Origin of the sequence: Octadecabacter temperatus (assembly GCF_001187845.1) — a bacterium.
GTDB lineage: Bacteria > Pseudomonadota > Alphaproteobacteria > Rhodobacterales > Rhodobacteraceae > Octadecabacter > Octadecabacter temperatus.
In genome coordinates, this window is the sequence record NZ_CP012160.1 from 233,362 (window position 1) to 248,352 (window position 14,991).

Below are 14,991 nucleotides of genomic sequence, written 5' to 3' on the forward strand. Positions count from 1 at the left end.
CACCACCCTCTTAACGCACCCTATTCAAGGAATTGAAGATGAACCAGGAACTGACAAACAACCCGTTTAACCCGCTCACACCGGCGAAAACGTTCGACGAAATCAAGGTCTCTTTGGCCTCTCCAGAACGGATCCTTTCGTGGTCCTTTGGTGAGATCAAAAAGCCGGAAACCATCAACTACCGTACGTTCAAGCCTGAGCGTGATGGCCTTTTCTGCGCACGTATCTTTGGCCCAATCAAAGACTACGAATGTCTCTGCGGCAAATATAAGCGCATGAAGTATCGCGGCGTTGTCTGCGAAAAATGTGGTGTTGAAGTTACGCTGCAAAAGGTACGCCGTGAGCGTATGGGCCACATCGAGCTGGCTGCGCCTGTTGCGCACATCTGGTTCCTGAAGTCCCTGCCATCCCGCATCGGCCTGATGCTGGACATGACTTTGCGTGACCTTGAGCGCATCTTGTACTTCGAAAACTACGTTGTGATCGAACCGGGTCTTACAGACCTCGCATACGGTGCCCTGATGACCGAGGAAGAATTCCTCGACGCACAAGACGCCTACGGCATGGACGCGTTCACAGCGAACATCGGTGCTGAAGCGATCCGCGAAATGCTGGCTGCAATCGACCTCGAAGGCGAAGCTGACCAGCTGCGCGAAGAGCTTAAGGTTGCGACTGGCGAATTGAAGCCAAAGAAGATCATCAAGCGTTTGAAGATCGTTGAAAGCTTCATCGAGTCCGGTAACCGTCCTGAATGGATGATCCTGACTGTTGTGCCTGTGATCCCGCCAGAACTGCGCCCACTGGTGCCGCTGGATGGTGGTCGTTTCGCAACGTCTGACCTCAACGATCTGTACCGTCGTGTGATCAACCGAAACAACCGTCTTAAGCGTCTGATCGAACTGCGCGCACCTGACATCATCGTACGCAACGAAAAGCGTATGTTGCAGGAATCTGTGGATGCGTTGTTCGACAACGGCCGTCGTGGTCGCGTGATCACTGGCGCCAACAAGCGTCCGTTGAAATCACTGTCTGACATGCTGAAGGGTAAGCAAGGTCGCTTCCGTCAAAACCTTTTGGGTAAGCGCGTCGACTTCTCTGGTCGTTCGGTCATTGTGACCGGTCCGGAACTGAAGTTGCACCAGTGTGGTTTGCCCAAAAAGATGGCGCTCGAACTGTTCAAACCGTTCATCTACTCCCGCCTCGAAGCGAAGGGTCTGTCTTCCACAGTGAAGCAAGCCAAGAAGCTCGTTGAAAAAGAGCGTCCTGAAGTTTGGGACATCTTGGACGAAGTGATCCGTGAGCACCCTGTCATGCTGAACCGTGCGCCTACGTTGCACCGTCTTGGTATTCAGGCGTTCGAACCGGTTCTGATCGAAGGTAAGGCTATCCAGCTGCACCCGCTCGTATGTTCTGCGTTTAACGCTGACTTCGACGGTGACCAAATGGCTGTTCACGTGCCGCTGTCCCTTGAGGCACAGCTTGAAGCACGCGTTCTGATGATGTCCACGAACAACGTTCTGTCGCCTGCCAACGGCGCGCCGATTATCGTTCCTTCACAGGATATGATTTTGGGTCTGTACTACACGACAATCGCGCGTGAAGGCATGAAGGGTGAAGGCATGGTCTTCTCCGACATCGAAGAAGTTGAACACGCTTTGGCATCAGGTGAAGTTCACCTACACGCTAACATTCAAGCCCGTATTCCGCAGATCGATGCGGAAGGGAATGAAGTCATGCAGCGCTTTGAAACGACCCCAGGTCGTGTTCGCCTAGGTTCACTTTTGCCATTGAACAACAAAGCACCGTTTGAACTCGTGAACCGTCTTTTGCGTAAGAAAGAAGTTCAGCAGATCATTGATACGGTCTACCGTTACTGTGGTCAGAAAGAGTCCGTCATCTTCTGTGACCAGATCATGACCATGGGCTTCCGCGAAGCGTTCAAGGCTGGCATCTCGTTCGGTAAGGACGACATGGTTATCCCTGACACCAAGTGGGAACTGGTCAACGACACACGCGATCAGGTTAAAGACTTCGAACAGCAGTACATGGACGGCCTGATCACTCAGGGCGAAAAGTACAACAAAGTTGTCGATGCTTGGTCAAAGTCGAACGACAAAGTCACCGAAGCGATGATGACAACCATCTCGACCACTGGTCGTGCGGATGACGGTTCTGAGAACGAACCTAACTCTGTTTACATGATGGCTCACTCTGGTGCGCGTGGTTCTGTTACGCAGATGAAACAGCTGGGTGGTATGCGCGGTCTGATGGCCAAGCCGAACGGCGAGATCATCGAAACACCGATCATCTCGAACTTTAAAGAAGGCCTGACGGTTCTCGAATACTTCAACTCTACCCACGGTGCTCGTAAGGGTCTGTCGGATACGGCGTTGAAGACTGCGAACTCTGGTTACCTGACACGTCGTTTGGTGGACGTTGCACAAGATTGCATCGTACGCGAAGTGGATTGTGGAACGGAAATGGCAATCACTGCTGAAGCCGCGGTCAACGATGGTGAGGTTATTTCCTCATTGTCCGAGCGCGTTCTTGGTCGTGTCTCTGCTGATGACGTTCTTAAGCCAGGTACGGACGAGGTTCTCGTTAAAGCGGGTGAGCTGATCGACGAACGCACAGCCGACATGATCGAAGTAGCTGGTGTTGCTAAGATGCGCATCCGCAGCCCGCTGACCTGTGAAGCCGAAGATGGCGTTTGCGCAATGTGTTACGGTCGTGACCTGTCGCGCGGTACACGTGTAAACATCGGCGAAGCTGTTGGTATCATCGCGGCGCAGTCCATCGGTGAACCTGGTACACAGTTGACAATGCGTACGTTCCACATTGGTGGTGTTGCGCAGGGTGGCCAACAGTCCTTCCTTGAATCCTCCGTCGACGGTGTTGTCGAGTTGCGTAACGCGCAAATCCTCGAGAACGAGTTCGGTGAGCAGGTTGTCATGGGCCGCAACATGGTCCTCGCGATCATGGACGAAAACGGTGAAGAGCGTGCGAACCACAAGGTTGGCTACGGTTCCAAAGTGTTTGTCAAAGACGGTGCAAAGATTGCCCGTGGCGACAAAATGTTCGAATGGGATCCGTACACATTGCCGATCATCGCTGAAAAGGCTGGTACAGTTAAGTTTGTTGACCTCGTCAACGGTATCGCAATCCGCGAAGACACCGATGACGCGACAGGCATGACCCAGAAGATCGTTACCGACTGGCGTTCCGCGCCTAAGGGCAACGAGCTGAAGCCAGAAATCCTTATCATTGGTGCAGATGGCGAGCCTGTTCGTAACGATGCTGGTAACCCAGTGACCTACCCAATGTCCGTTGATGCGGTTCTGTCCATCGAAGATGGTCAGCAGATCGCAGCTGGTGACGTCGTTGCGCGTATCCCGCGTGAAGGCGCCAAGACCAAGGATATTACAGGTGGTCTGCCACGTGTTGCTGAGCTCTTTGAGGCACGTCGCCCTAAAGACCACGCAATCATCGCAGAAAACGACGGCTATGTTCGCTTCGGAAAAGACTACAAGAACAAGCGTCGCATCGCGATCGAGAACGCGGATGATCCGGATACCAAGGTTGAATACATGGTTCCAAAGGGCAAGCACATCCCAGTGCAAGAAGGCGACTTCGTGCAAAAGGGCGATTACATCATGGACGGCAACCCAGCCCCACATGACATTCTCGCCATCATGGGTGTTGAAGCGCTTGCGGATTACATGATCGACGAAGTTCAGGACGTTTACCGCCTGCAGGGTGTTAAGATTAACGATAAGCACATCGAGGTTATCGTTCGTCAGATGCTCCAGAAGTGGGAAGTTTCCGACAGCGGTGAAACAACACTGCTTAAGGGTGAAAACGTCGACAAGGCTGAGTTTGACGAAGCCAACGCTAAGGCAGTTGCCCGCGGTGGTCGTCCAGCACAGGGTGAGCCGATCTTGCTTGGTATCACCAAGGCGTCCTTGCAGACACGTTCCTTCATCTCTGCGGCGTCCTTCCAGGAAACAACGCGCGTTCTTACGGAAGCCTCCGTACAGGGCAAGCGGGACAAACTGGTCGGCCTCAAAGAGAACGTCATCGTTGGTCGCTTGATCCCAGCGGGTACAGGTGGTGCCACACAGCGCGTCACACGTATCGCAACTGAGCGTGACAACGTTGTCATTCAGGCGCGTCGTGAAGAAGCTGAAGCCGCAGCTGCGCTCGCCGCACCTGAAGCAATGGCAGACGACGTTGTTGGTGGTGACGCATTCGATACGATCATCGAAGGCAACACCGAAAGCCGCGACGAGTAAAATCGACGTCTAGAAATTGGAAAAGGCCTCGCTGGAAACAGCGGGGCCTTTTTTGATTTTGGGGTTAAGGTCGGCTTTGAGCCCAAAGCTACGCCCAGCTTTGTGTGCAAGTTGAACGCTATTCGATGCCTCCATATGGCTGAAGGAGATCTAAAATTACGCGATTGGCTGCGACAGAACGACGATAGCTATCTCGAACGTCTGCATGGAGTTCTTGGTTAAGACTTCCGTCTATTCCTACTTCGATATCGAGTTTCACTTGCTCGATCAACGTTCGTGCCCGTTCGTCGTCAGGAAGCTGGTTAGGATTGGCCCCATTTTCGAGTAGAATCGCTACAATCTGAACACGTTGATCTTGTTGGCCGGTCTGAGATTTATAGATTGCGGTTCGAAGTGCCGTATCTTGCATACCTCCGATCTCCGCATCAACGTCCGCGCCAGCCTCTATTAACAACGCGACTGCCTGCGGATGTAACGCCGATGTAGCCGTCATCAGGTTAGAGGTATAATGAAGGGGGAGGTTGGGATCGGCACCATTATCTAGCAACCAAATCATGTTCTCTATTTACCCACTTCGGGCTGCTTCCGTCAAAGCTGTTCGACTAATTAAACTTGTCGAAACTGGGTCTATTTGAGCGCCTTTGTTGACCATTAGTTCCAATAATGCGGGCGTCCCACGAGAGCCAGCGACAGTAAATGCCTCCTGTGATACAAAGACGTTCTGATCAAGCAGATATTCAGCGATAGATAAGTTCTCGTTAATTATCGCTTCATAGAGGGCAGTTGTCTCTGAGTAGCCACCCCATCTCTCTAGGAAGCCCATTTGTGGAACTTCTCTAGATATGATGTCGAGATCAGCGCCAGCGTCAACAAGCAGATGTACAACGTCTTCGTTGCCTTGCATCGAAGCGAACATCAAGGCTGTCCACCCATAGGCACTTATCTCATCCAAATCCTCACCTGCGGATATAAGGCGTTCTACACTAAGACTGTTACCCTCATGGGACGCAATCATCAGCGGTGTGACTCCCTCGTCCGTTGATCGGAAGTAGGTCGCGGCCAAGGCTAAGCCTACGACGAGAACTACCCCGATCACCTTAGCTTTGAGTTTCATCTTTGATCCTAAACCCACTCGTCATCTTGAACCCCTCATATGTGAAGAATTAGACAACATTGTGAACAGCAGCTTTGTCCCGCAAAGCGTCCGATGGCACCGAAATCGGCTGACGTCTTTCACCGACCCAAGTTGTCGCAAATGCACTCGCACCGTAAGCTGTGCCATGCCACACCATCCCCATGACCCTTTCCGACAACATGCGCGCGGCGCTTCTTATTATGGCTTCGATGGCTGCGTTCACGGTGAATGATGCTTTGATGAAGCTTGCCTCGCCGAACCTGCCGTTCTTTCAGCAAATCTTCATGCGTGGTGCGCTGATCACAATCGGGTTGTTCATTTTGGCGGCGATTTGGGGGCATTTGCGGTTCAAGCCTGACCGCAAAGACAGACTGCTTACCGCCCTGCGCACATTGGCCGAGGCTGTTGGCACGGTATTCTTCCTAACGGCATTGTTCAGCATTCCTATCGCCAACTTGTCGGCGATTCTTCAGGCCCTGCCGCTGACCGTGACGTTGGCGGCCGCTGTATTCTTGGGCGAACCTGTTGGATGGCGACGGATCGTTGCGATCTTGATCGGGTTTGTCGGTGTTGCGATTATCATTCGCCCCGAAGCGGGCGGGTTTAGCATCTATGCACTTTACGGGGTCGCCGCAGTCATCGCAGTGACGTTCCGCGATTTGGCTGCTCGCAAACTGTCCAAGGCGGTGCCCTCTAGCCGCGTCGCGCTGTCCGCTGCGATTGGTGTGACATTGATGGCCGGTGTTGGGTCCGTCATTGAACAAGAGGTTTGGGTTCTGCCTAACCTACATGAAAGCCTGCTTTTGCTTGGGGCCGCCGTTTGCCTAATGGTGGGGTATATTTCTGCCGTTGCGGGGATGCGTTTAGGAGAGATCGGGTTCGTCGCACCGTTCCGTTATACGTCCCTTATTGTGGCGCTGTTCCTTGGACTGGTGTTCTTTAACGAATGGCCGGATTTCTGGACAATGGTTGGGGCTGGTATCGTCGTCACGACGGGACTTTTCACGATTTATCGGGAACGCGCAACAGCCGGCAAACCCTCCATCGGCTTGCGTGTCCGCTAGGCGCTGTTGACAGCTAAAACGAGTCATCCTATAGAGCGCGGACTTGGCACAGCTATGTCTGCTGCTCGGTATCATAATCGTCGTGGTCAAGATCCGACCTACTATTGGTCCGATCCTCTGTAACCCAACCGCTCCGTAGCTCCGGTAAGGCTACGACAGCGGGTTTTTTGCGCTTTTTGGACGCAAGAGGCGCTTGAGAATTTAAATCGGCGGGCCACACGGTTCGCTACACATGTGTAGGAAGTAGGACAAAACCTAATGCCAACTATTCAGCAGTTGATCCGGAAACCCCGGCAGCCAAAACGTCGAGTGTCAAAATCACTCCACCTAGAAGGCAACCCGCAAAAGCGCGGCGTTTGCACTCGGGTTTATACAACGACACCGAAAAAGCCGAACTCCGCGATGCGTAAGGTTGCCAAAGTGCGCCTTACAAACGGGTTCGAAGTTATTTCGTACATCGGCGGTGAAAGCCACAACCTTCAGGAGCACTCTGTGGTTCTGATCCGTGGCGGCCGAGTAAAAGATCTTCCAGGTGTTCGCTACCACGTTCTGCGCGGTGTTCTTGATACGCAAGGCGTTAAAGACCGTAAGCAGCGTCGTTCGAAATACGGCGCCAAGAAGCCGAAGTAAGGGAAACAGCATATGTCACGTCGTCACGCCGCTGAAAAGCGCCAGATCCTTCCCGATGCAAAGTTCGGTGATAAGGTTCTCTCCAAGTTCATGAACAACCTCATGATCGACGGTAAAAAGTCCGTCGCTGAGCGTATCGTTTACAACGCATTCGATCGCGTTGAAGATAAGCTCAAGAAGGCCCCACTTGAGGTCTTCCATGAGTCACTTGAAAACATCAAACCAAACCTCGAAGTACGTTCGCGTCGCGTCGGTGGTGCTACCTACCAGGTACCCGTCGAAGTTCGCCCTGAGCGCCGTGAGGCATTGGCTATTCGTTGGTTGATCGCTGCTGCGAAAAACCGCAACGAAAAGACAATGGAAGAGCGTCTTGCAGGCGAGCTCGTGGATGCGGTTCAAGGCCGCGGCACTGCCGTTAAGAAACGCGAAGACACACACAAGATGGCCGATGCTAACAAAGCATTCAGCCACTACCGCTGGTAAGAGGAAGCACCGAATATGGCACGCGATTATCCCCTCGAACTGTACCGGAACTTTGGTATTATTGCTCACATTGATGCGGGCAAAACCACATGTTCCGAGCGCATCCTGTACTACACGGGTAAATCCCACAACATTGGCGAAGTGCATGATGGCGCTGCGACTATGGACTGGATGGAGCAAGAGCAGGAACGGGGTATTACAATTACTTCCGCTGCGACGACGACATTCTGGGAGCGCACTGAGAACGGCACAGAAGCCGACTCTCCTAAGCACCGCATGAACATCATCGACACACCAGGCCACGTTGACTTCACAATCGAAGTTGAGCGTTCCTTGGCTGTTCTCGATGGCGCGGTTTGTGTTCTCGACGCCAACGCTGGTGTTGAACCACAGACTGAAACTGTTTGGCGTCAGGCTGACCGCTACAAAGTTCCGCGTATGGTTTTCGTCAATAAGATGGACAAAATCGGCGCTGACTTCTTCAACTGTGTTCGTCAGATCGAAGACCGTACTGGTGCGCGCGCGCTGCCAGTTGCGTTCCCGATTGGTGCGGAAACAGAGCTCGAAGGTCTTGTTGACCTCGTGACGATGGAAGAATGGCTGTGGCAGGGTGAAGACCTTGGTGCATCATGGATCAAAGCGCCAATTCGCGCTGAACTTGCTGATCTGGCTGCTGAATGGCGTGAAAAGCTCGTTGAAGCTGCTGTTGAGCAGGACGACGATGCTATGGAAGCCTACCTCGAAGGCACTGAGCCAGACGTAGCTGCTTTGCGCGTTCTGATCCGTAAGGCATGTTTGTCCTTGTCTTTCGTTCCTGTCCTTGGCGGCTCTGCGTTCAAGAACAAAGGCGTTCAGCCACTGCTCAACGCTGTTGTAGACTACCTGCCGAGCCCGCTCGACGTGGTTGACTACATGGGCTTTAAGCCTGGCGACGAAGACGAAGTTCGTGACATCGCGCGTCGTGCTGACGATTCAATGGCGTTCTCTGGTCTTGCGTTCAAAATCATGAACGACCCGTTTGTTGGTACACTGACATTCACACGTATCTACTCTGGTACGCTGTCAAAGGGTGACAACCTGATGAACTCGACCAAGGGCAACAAAGAACGTGTTGGCCGGATGATGATGATGCACTCCAACGATCGCGAAGAGATCGAAGAAGCATTCGCTGGTGACATCATCGCGTTGGGTGGCCTTAAGGGCACTACAACTGGTGACACGCTGTGTTCCCCACAGGAACCTGTCGTCCTCGAAACAATGACGTTCCCTGATCCTGTGATCGAGATCGCGATTGAGCCGAAGACAAAAGGCGACCAAGAGAAGATGGGCATCGCGCTCCAGCGTCTCTCCGCCGAGGATCCATCCTTCCGCGTGGAAACTGATCTGGAATCAGGTCAGACCATCATGAAGGGTATGGGCGAACTTCACCTCGACATCCTTGTTGACCGCATGAAGCGTGAATTCAAAGTCGAAGCGAACATCGGTGCTCCACAAGTTGCTTACCGCGAGACCATTGGTCACGAAGTTGAGCACACTTACACGCACAAGAAACAGTCTGGTGGTTCCGGTCAGTACGGCGAAGTGAAGATGGCAATCATCCCAACTGTCGCTGGCGAAGGCTACTCTTTCGAATCCAAGATTGTCGGTGGTTCCGTTCCTAAGGAATACATCCCAGGCGTGGAAAAAGGCATCCTGTCCGTTATGGACAACGGTCCTTTGGCTGGCTTCCCTGTGATCGATTTCAAAGTGGTTCTGCTTGACGGTAAGTTCCACGACGTTGACTCATCCATCATGGCATTCGAAATCGCTGCACGTATGTGTATGCGTGAAGGTATGCGTAAAGCTGGGGCGAAATTGCTCGAGCCTATCATGAAGGTCGAAGTGATCACGCCTGACGAATACACAGGTGGTATCATCGGTGACCTGACATCCCGTCGGGGTCAGGTTCAGGGTCAAGATACACGTGGCCACGCCATTGCAATCGAAGCAATGGTGCCACTGGCGAACATGTTCGGCTACATCAACACATTGCGTTCCATGTCTTCGGGCCGCGCGCAGTTCTCGATGCAGTTTGACCACTACGATCCGGTACCAAGCAACATCTCTGAAGAAATTCAGGCGAAATTCGCCTAAATCATCACAAATCTTAGGGTGGGCGTCAGCCCACCCGCTCTTATTAAGGAGGCCATCATGGCTAAGGAAAAGTTTGAACGTAATAAACCGCACGTTAACATCGGCACAATTGGCCACGTTGACCACGGCAAGACGACACTGACAGCGGCGATCACGAAGTACTTCGGTGATTTCCAAGCGTACGACCAGATTGATGGCGCGCCAGAAGAAAAAGCACGTGGCATCACGATCTCCACAGCGCACGTTGAGTACGAGACTGAAGCACGTCACTACGCGCACGTTGACTGCCCAGGCCACGCCGACTACGTGAAAAACATGATCACTGGTGCTGCTCAGATGGACGGCGCGATCTTGGTTGTGAACGCAGCAGACGGCCCAATGCCACAGACACGTGAGCACATCCTGCTCGGCCGTCAGGTTGGTATCCCGTACATGGTTGTTTACATGAACAAAGTTGACCAGGTTGACGACGAAGAGTTGCTCGAACTGGTTGAAATGGAAATCCGTGAGCTGTTGTCCTCTTATGAGTACCCTGGCGACGACATCCCAGTAATCCCTGGCTCCGCTCTGGCAGCTATGGAAGACCGCGATGCTGAAATCGGTGAAAACTCCATCCGCGCGCTGATGGCGGCTGTTGACGAGTACATCCCAACACCTGCACGTGCTGTTGACCAGCCGTTCCTGATGCCAGTTGAGGACGTGTTCTCGATCTCTGGTCGTGGTACAGTTGTAACTGGCCGTATTGAGCGTGGCGTGATCAACGTTGGCGACGAAATCGAAATCGTCGGTATCCGCGACACAACAAAGACAACATGTACTGGTGTTGAAATGTTCCGCAAGCTGCTGGATTCCGGCGAAGCTGGCGACAACATCGGCGCATTGCTTCGCGGCGTTGACCGTGACGGCGTTGAGCGCGGCCAGATCCTGTGTAAGCCAGGTTCTGTTCAGCCACACACGAAGTTCGAAGCTGAGGCCTACATCCTCACGAAAGAAGAAGGCGGTCGTCACACACCATTCTTCGCGAACTACCGTCCACAGTTCTACTTCCGTACAACAGACGTTACGGGCACAGTTCAGCTGCCATCCGGCACTGAAATGGTTATGCCAGGCGACAACCTGAAGTTCGAAGTTGAGCTGATCGCACCAATCGCGATGGAAGACGGCCTGCGCTTTGCGATCCGCGAAGGCGGCCGCACTGTTGGCGCTGGTGTTGTATCCAAGATCATCGCCTAATCCACTTCGGATTAATCGAAACGACTAACGAAAGGCCGCTCCAAATGGGGCGGCCTTTTGCGTTGGAACATCTGCTTGATCCATCTCAATGCATTCTTTTGGTGATACGCTTTACTGGCACTGAAAGGCGGACATCATGGCAGACCATTCCCATACACCACAGGAAATTTCGAAACGCATTAGTGCACCGCAAGGCCGCGGCGTGCTGCGTGACGCGATCTATGGCGCGATTGATGGAACCGTCACGACGTTCGCGATTGTTGCGGGCGTCGCAGGGGCCGGGCTTTCCCCTTTTGTTGTTGTCGTTTTGGGGTTGGCCAACGTCCTAGCTGACGGTTTTTCCATGGCGGCGGCGAACTATTCAGGGATCAAGGCGGAACAGGACAATTACAAACGTATCCGTACGATCGAAGAACGTCACATCAGCGACTACCCTAAGGGTGAATGGCTTGAAGTACGTGAAATCTTGTCGCGCAAAGGGCTAGATGGTGAGGTTCTTGATAAAGCGACAGACGCAGTAACGCAGGATCGGGAAAACTGGATCGCGCTCATGATGGAGGGCGAATACGGGTTAGGCGGAATTGATCCGCGACCATTGCGCGCCGCACTCACCACGTTCTTAGCCTTCCTCGCGGCGGGCATGATCCCCGTCCTTCCGTTTCTATTTGGTCTTGAAAATGCCTTTTGTCTTTCCGCTTGGATGACGATGGCGACGTTCTTCGGCATCGGCGCCCTCAAAAGCCACTGGTCCCTTATTCCGTGGTGGCGCTCGGCCGCTGAAACGATGTTGATTGGTGGCGCCGCAGCAGGGTTAGCCTATGGCGTCGGCAATTTATTCCACGTTTGAGCGGGCGCTGTAAGGTTGGTCCAGATGATTTCGGAATAGATCGACGGAATTGGTCCGCTCATGCGTATCAATAAGAACTCGATCCATTGGAGACCAAGTATGAACTTACTCAGATCAGCGGCGATGGTGTTTGCTATCAGTGGAAGCAGCGCACTAGCCCACGAGAATGAGGTCTCCACCGCAGTAAGCGGGGATATGACCTGCATCCATTCGAATGGTGCACCGAACCATGACATGGGGCGGTTTCCTAATCGTGCAAACCCGAATGCCTTTCGTGAGCAAGATCTGACATTTTGTTTTCCGACGTCGCCGCGAATGGCGATGACCGTTACCACAGGATTGATGACGGTGGGGGTGTCAGCCACAGGCGTACCGATCAGACCTTATACAGCAGGCTATTATGATCCCAACGGGCGGCAGGGCTTCAGTCAGGACCCGTCTAGCGGTTGGCGTCAACAGGCCATGCACAACCCGCGACGTTTAGGGATGGATGATCAAAACGCCCATGTCGATCGGTCCGGCCTGTATCACTATCACGCGGTCTCCTCTGATCTTTTGGCCTCACAAGGTGGTTCGCTGATTGGGTATGCGCCCGACGGTTTTGAAATCAGATATAGCCCTACATCCGCGACATCGTCATGGCAGTTGAAGACCGGCACACGCTCAACGCCTCCAGGTGGCGCGCATGACGGCACCTTTGAGCAAGACTTCGAATTCAGTGCGGGAAGCGGGACTTTGGATGAATGCAATGGTGCACTGGTCAACGGGACCTACACTTACTTTGCGACCGACAGCTATCCGTATTACCCACGCTGTTTCAAAGGTGTGGTCAATCCACAGTTTATGACCCGCAACTAGGGCTTTGGGGCGGGTAACAACACACGTGTAGGGCAGGGCAATAAAACCTGTTCCGATGCGAACTCGGCCCTTGCCACAAACGCCGACTCCCCCTATACGGCCCAAATCCAACACGGGTGCGCCACGGCGTGCCCTTTTCTGTTGGGATATAAAGACGCGATGAGGGCCTGCGATGAGCGTGGGTCGTCCTCTCCGATCTAAGCCCCAAAGTATGGGTGATGAACATGGCAGCTAGCCAGAATATTCGCATCCGTCTCAAGGCGTTTGACTACCGTGTGCTGGATGCGTCCACACAGGAAATCGTCAACACTGCCAAGCGGACAGGTGCATCGGTTCGGGGTCCAATCCCGCTTCCAAACAAAATCGAAAAGTTCACAGTTCTTCGTGGACCGCACATCGATAAGAAATCCCGCGATCAATTCGAAATCCGCACGCACAAGCGTTTGCTGGATATCGTCGACCCAACACCACAGACTGTGGACGCGCTGATGAAGCTCGACCTCGCTGCCGGCGTTGACGTCGAGATCAAAGTATAAGGAGCGGATGATATGTTGCGCTCTGGTGTAATCGCTAAAAAGGTTGGCATGACCCGCCTTTTTCAAGAGGACGGCCGTCAGATTCCTGTCACCGTTCTACAACTCGAAAGCCTGCAGGTTGTGGCACAACGTACTGCTGAAAAGGATGGCTACACAGCTGTTCAACTCGGCGCTGGTACAGCCAAAGCCAAGCGGACATCTGCTGCCATGCGCGGTCACTTTGCAGCTGCAAAGGTAGAACCTAAGCGTAAGGTTGCTGAATTCCGCGTTGCAGAAGAGAACCTCATCCCTGTTGGGGAAGAGATCATCGCTTCGCATTACTTCGAAGGCCAATTCGTTGACGTATCTGGTACGTCTATCGGTAAAGGTTTCGCTGGTGCGATGAAGCGCTGGAACTTTGGTGGTTTGCGCGCGACACACGGTGTTTCGATCTCTCACCGTTCGCACGGTTCCACTGGTCAGTGTCAGGATCCCGGTAAGGTTTTCAAAGGCAAGAAAATGGCTGGTCACATGGGTGCCGCCAAGATCACAACACAGAACCTTGTTGTCGTTAAGACAGACACGGATCGTGGCTTGATCATGGTTAAGGGTGCCGTACCTGGCTCCAAAGGCAACTGGGTCACAATCAAGGATGCGGTTAAGAAGCCAGCGTCTGACAACGTGATCTACCCAGCAGCATTGGCATCCGCCGCAGCCGAAGCCGAGAAGATGGCAGAAGCAGCAGCAGCCGAAGCAGCCGCCGCAGAAGAAGCAGCAGCAGCCGCAGCCGCAGAAGCCGAACAGGCAGCAGCGGACGCAGCAGAAGCAGATGGGGGTTCCTCCGATGAAAGCTGAAGCAATCAAACTTGACGGCAAAGCCGCTGGTTCCGTCGATCTTAACGACGCAATCTTTGGTCTTGAGCCGCGCGTGGACATTCTCCACCGTGTGGTCCGTTGGCAGCGCAACAACGCGCAGGCTGGCACACACAAGGTGAAGACAAGGTCCGAAGTTAAGTACTCCACAAAGAAGATCTATCGTCAGAAAGGTACTGGCGGCGCTCGTCACGGTGCTCGTTCTGCTCCGATCTTCCGCGGTGGTGGTATCTACAAAGGTCCTACACCACGTAGCCACGGCCACGAGTTGACTAAGAAGTTCCGCAAGCTCGGTCTTCGCCACGCACTGTCTGCAAAAGTTGCAGCTGGTGAGTTGGTCATCGTGGACAACATCGACGTGAAAGACGCAAAGACTTCTGCATTGGCCAAAACGGTCGGCGCATTGGGTTGGAAGCGTTGCTTGATCATCGATGCGACTGTGAACGAAGATTTCGCCGTTGCAGCACGCAACATCACATCCATCAACGCTCTGCCTGTTATGGGCGCGAACGTTTATGACATCCTGAAGTCTGACACACTCGTGTTGACCAAGGCTGGTGTCGAAGCACTGGAGGCTCGTTTAGCATGACCACCAAAGCAGAACACTACGACGTGATCCGCAAGCCGATCATCACCGAGAAAGCAACAATGGCGTCTGAAAACAACGCCGTCGTTTTCGAAGTGGCAATCGACAGCAACAAGCCAATGATCAAAGAAGCTGTTGAAGCTCTCTTCGGTGTAAAGGTCAAAGCGGTCAACACTACGATCACTAAAGGTAAGGTAAAGCGCTTCCGCGGCCAGCTTGGTACGCGTAAAGACGTCAAGAAAGCCTATGTGACGCTCGAAGAAGGCAACACAATCGACGTATCTACAGGTCTTTAAATAGATCGGGCCCGTAAGGGTTAAGATACACGGTTGAGAATTAGAA

Annotated in this window: 15 protein-coding genes; 12 read left to right on the forward strand and 3 right to left on the reverse strand. The window is 53.2% G+C overall.

Annotation, left to right across the window (positions count from 1 at the left end; translation table 11 throughout):
- Positions 1–38 precede the first annotated feature (38 nt).
- Entirely contained in the window at positions 39–4,292 is a 4,254-nt protein-coding gene (gene rpoC, locus OSB_RS01270) for a DNA-directed RNA polymerase subunit beta' (RefSeq protein ID WP_049833275.1), read from the forward strand.
- A 118-nt stretch (positions 4,293–4,410) separates the two neighbouring features.
- On the opposite strand, the gene OSB_RS01275 is transcribed toward rpoC, so the two are convergent.
- From OSB_RS01275 to OSB_RS16905, 3 genes are read right to left on the reverse strand one after another with little or no spacing between them, the layout of a single operon-like run.
- Positions 4,411–4,848, reverse strand: coding sequence for an ankyrin repeat domain-containing protein (locus OSB_RS01275; protein WP_049833276.1), 438 nt, complete (start codon positions 4,846–4,848; stop codon positions 4,411–4,413).
- Between the two features lie 9 nt (positions 4,849–4,857).
- Complete coding sequence (locus OSB_RS01280) at positions 4,858–5,406, reverse strand: ankyrin repeat domain-containing protein (protein ID WP_049833277.1); 549 nt, start codon at positions 5,404–5,406, stop codon at positions 4,858–4,860.
- 49 nt (positions 5,407–5,455) lie between these two features.
- On the reverse strand, positions 5,456–5,584 hold the full coding sequence (locus tag OSB_RS16905) for a hypothetical protein (protein WP_268794157.1): 129 nt from the start codon (positions 5,582–5,584) through the stop codon (positions 5,456–5,458).
- A gap of 4 nt (positions 5,585–5,588) precedes the next feature.
- On the opposite strand from OSB_RS16905, the gene OSB_RS01285 reads away from it, so the two are divergent.
- From OSB_RS01285 to OSB_RS01335, 11 genes are all read left to right on the forward strand, one after another.
- The gene (locus OSB_RS01285) at positions 5,589–6,491 is read left to right on the forward strand and encodes a DMT family transporter (RefSeq protein WP_049833278.1); all 903 of its coding nucleotides are present in this window, start codon (positions 5,589–5,591) and stop codon (positions 6,489–6,491) included.
- A 258-nt stretch (positions 6,492–6,749) separates the two neighbouring features.
- Positions 6,750–7,121: a 30S ribosomal protein S12 gene (gene rpsL / locus OSB_RS01290; RefSeq protein ID WP_049833279.1), complete on the forward strand. Its 372-nt coding sequence runs from the start codon at positions 6,750–6,752 to the stop codon at positions 7,119–7,121.
- Positions 7,122–7,133: 12 nt separating this feature from the next.
- Positions 7,134–7,604: a 30S ribosomal protein S7 gene (gene rpsG / locus OSB_RS01295; RefSeq protein WP_049833280.1), complete on the forward strand. Its 471-nt coding sequence runs from the start codon at positions 7,134–7,136 to the stop codon at positions 7,602–7,604.
- A 15-nt stretch (positions 7,605–7,619) separates the two neighbouring features.
- Complete coding sequence (gene fusA / locus OSB_RS01300; protein ID WP_049833281.1) at positions 7,620–9,737, forward strand: elongation factor G; 2,118 nt, start codon at positions 7,620–7,622, stop codon at positions 9,735–9,737.
- Positions 9,738–9,794: 57 nt separating this feature from the next.
- A complete protein-coding gene (tuf, locus tag OSB_RS01305) occupies positions 9,795–10,970 on the forward strand; it encodes an elongation factor Tu (protein ID WP_049833262.1) in 1,176 nt (391 codons plus the stop codon).
- 136 nt (positions 10,971–11,106) lie between these two features.
- The gene (locus OSB_RS01310) at positions 11,107–11,817 is read left to right on the forward strand and encodes a VIT1/CCC1 transporter family protein (protein ID WP_049833282.1); all 711 of its coding nucleotides are present in this window, start codon (positions 11,107–11,109) and stop codon (positions 11,815–11,817) included.
- Positions 11,818–11,916: 99 nt separating this feature from the next.
- Positions 11,917–12,675 carry a YHYH protein gene (locus OSB_RS01315; RefSeq protein WP_049833283.1) on the forward strand — a complete coding sequence of 253 codons (759 nt, stop codon included), beginning with the start codon at positions 11,917–11,919 and terminating at the stop codon, positions 12,673–12,675.
- Between the two features lie 224 nt (positions 12,676–12,899).
- Positions 12,900–13,211 (forward strand): 30S ribosomal protein S10, encoded by a 312-nt coding sequence (rpsJ, locus tag OSB_RS01320; RefSeq protein WP_049833284.1) that lies wholly within the window; start codon positions 12,900–12,902, stop codon positions 13,209–13,211.
- A 12-nt stretch (positions 13,212–13,223) separates the two neighbouring features.
- Positions 13,224–14,045 (forward strand): 50S ribosomal protein L3, encoded by an 822-nt coding sequence (gene rplC, locus OSB_RS01325; RefSeq protein WP_049833285.1) that lies wholly within the window; start codon positions 13,224–13,226, stop codon positions 14,043–14,045.
- Entirely contained in the window at positions 14,035–14,652 is a 618-nt protein-coding gene (rplD, locus tag OSB_RS01330; RefSeq protein ID WP_049833286.1) for a 50S ribosomal protein L4, read from the forward strand. The genes rplC and rplD overlap by 11 nt, the downstream gene beginning before the upstream one ends.
- Complete coding sequence (locus tag OSB_RS01335; protein WP_049833287.1) at positions 14,649–14,945, forward strand: 50S ribosomal protein L23; 297 nt, start codon at positions 14,649–14,651, stop codon at positions 14,943–14,945. The genes rplD and OSB_RS01335 overlap by 4 nt, the downstream gene beginning before the upstream one ends.
- Positions 14,946–14,991: the final 46 nt, after the last annotated feature.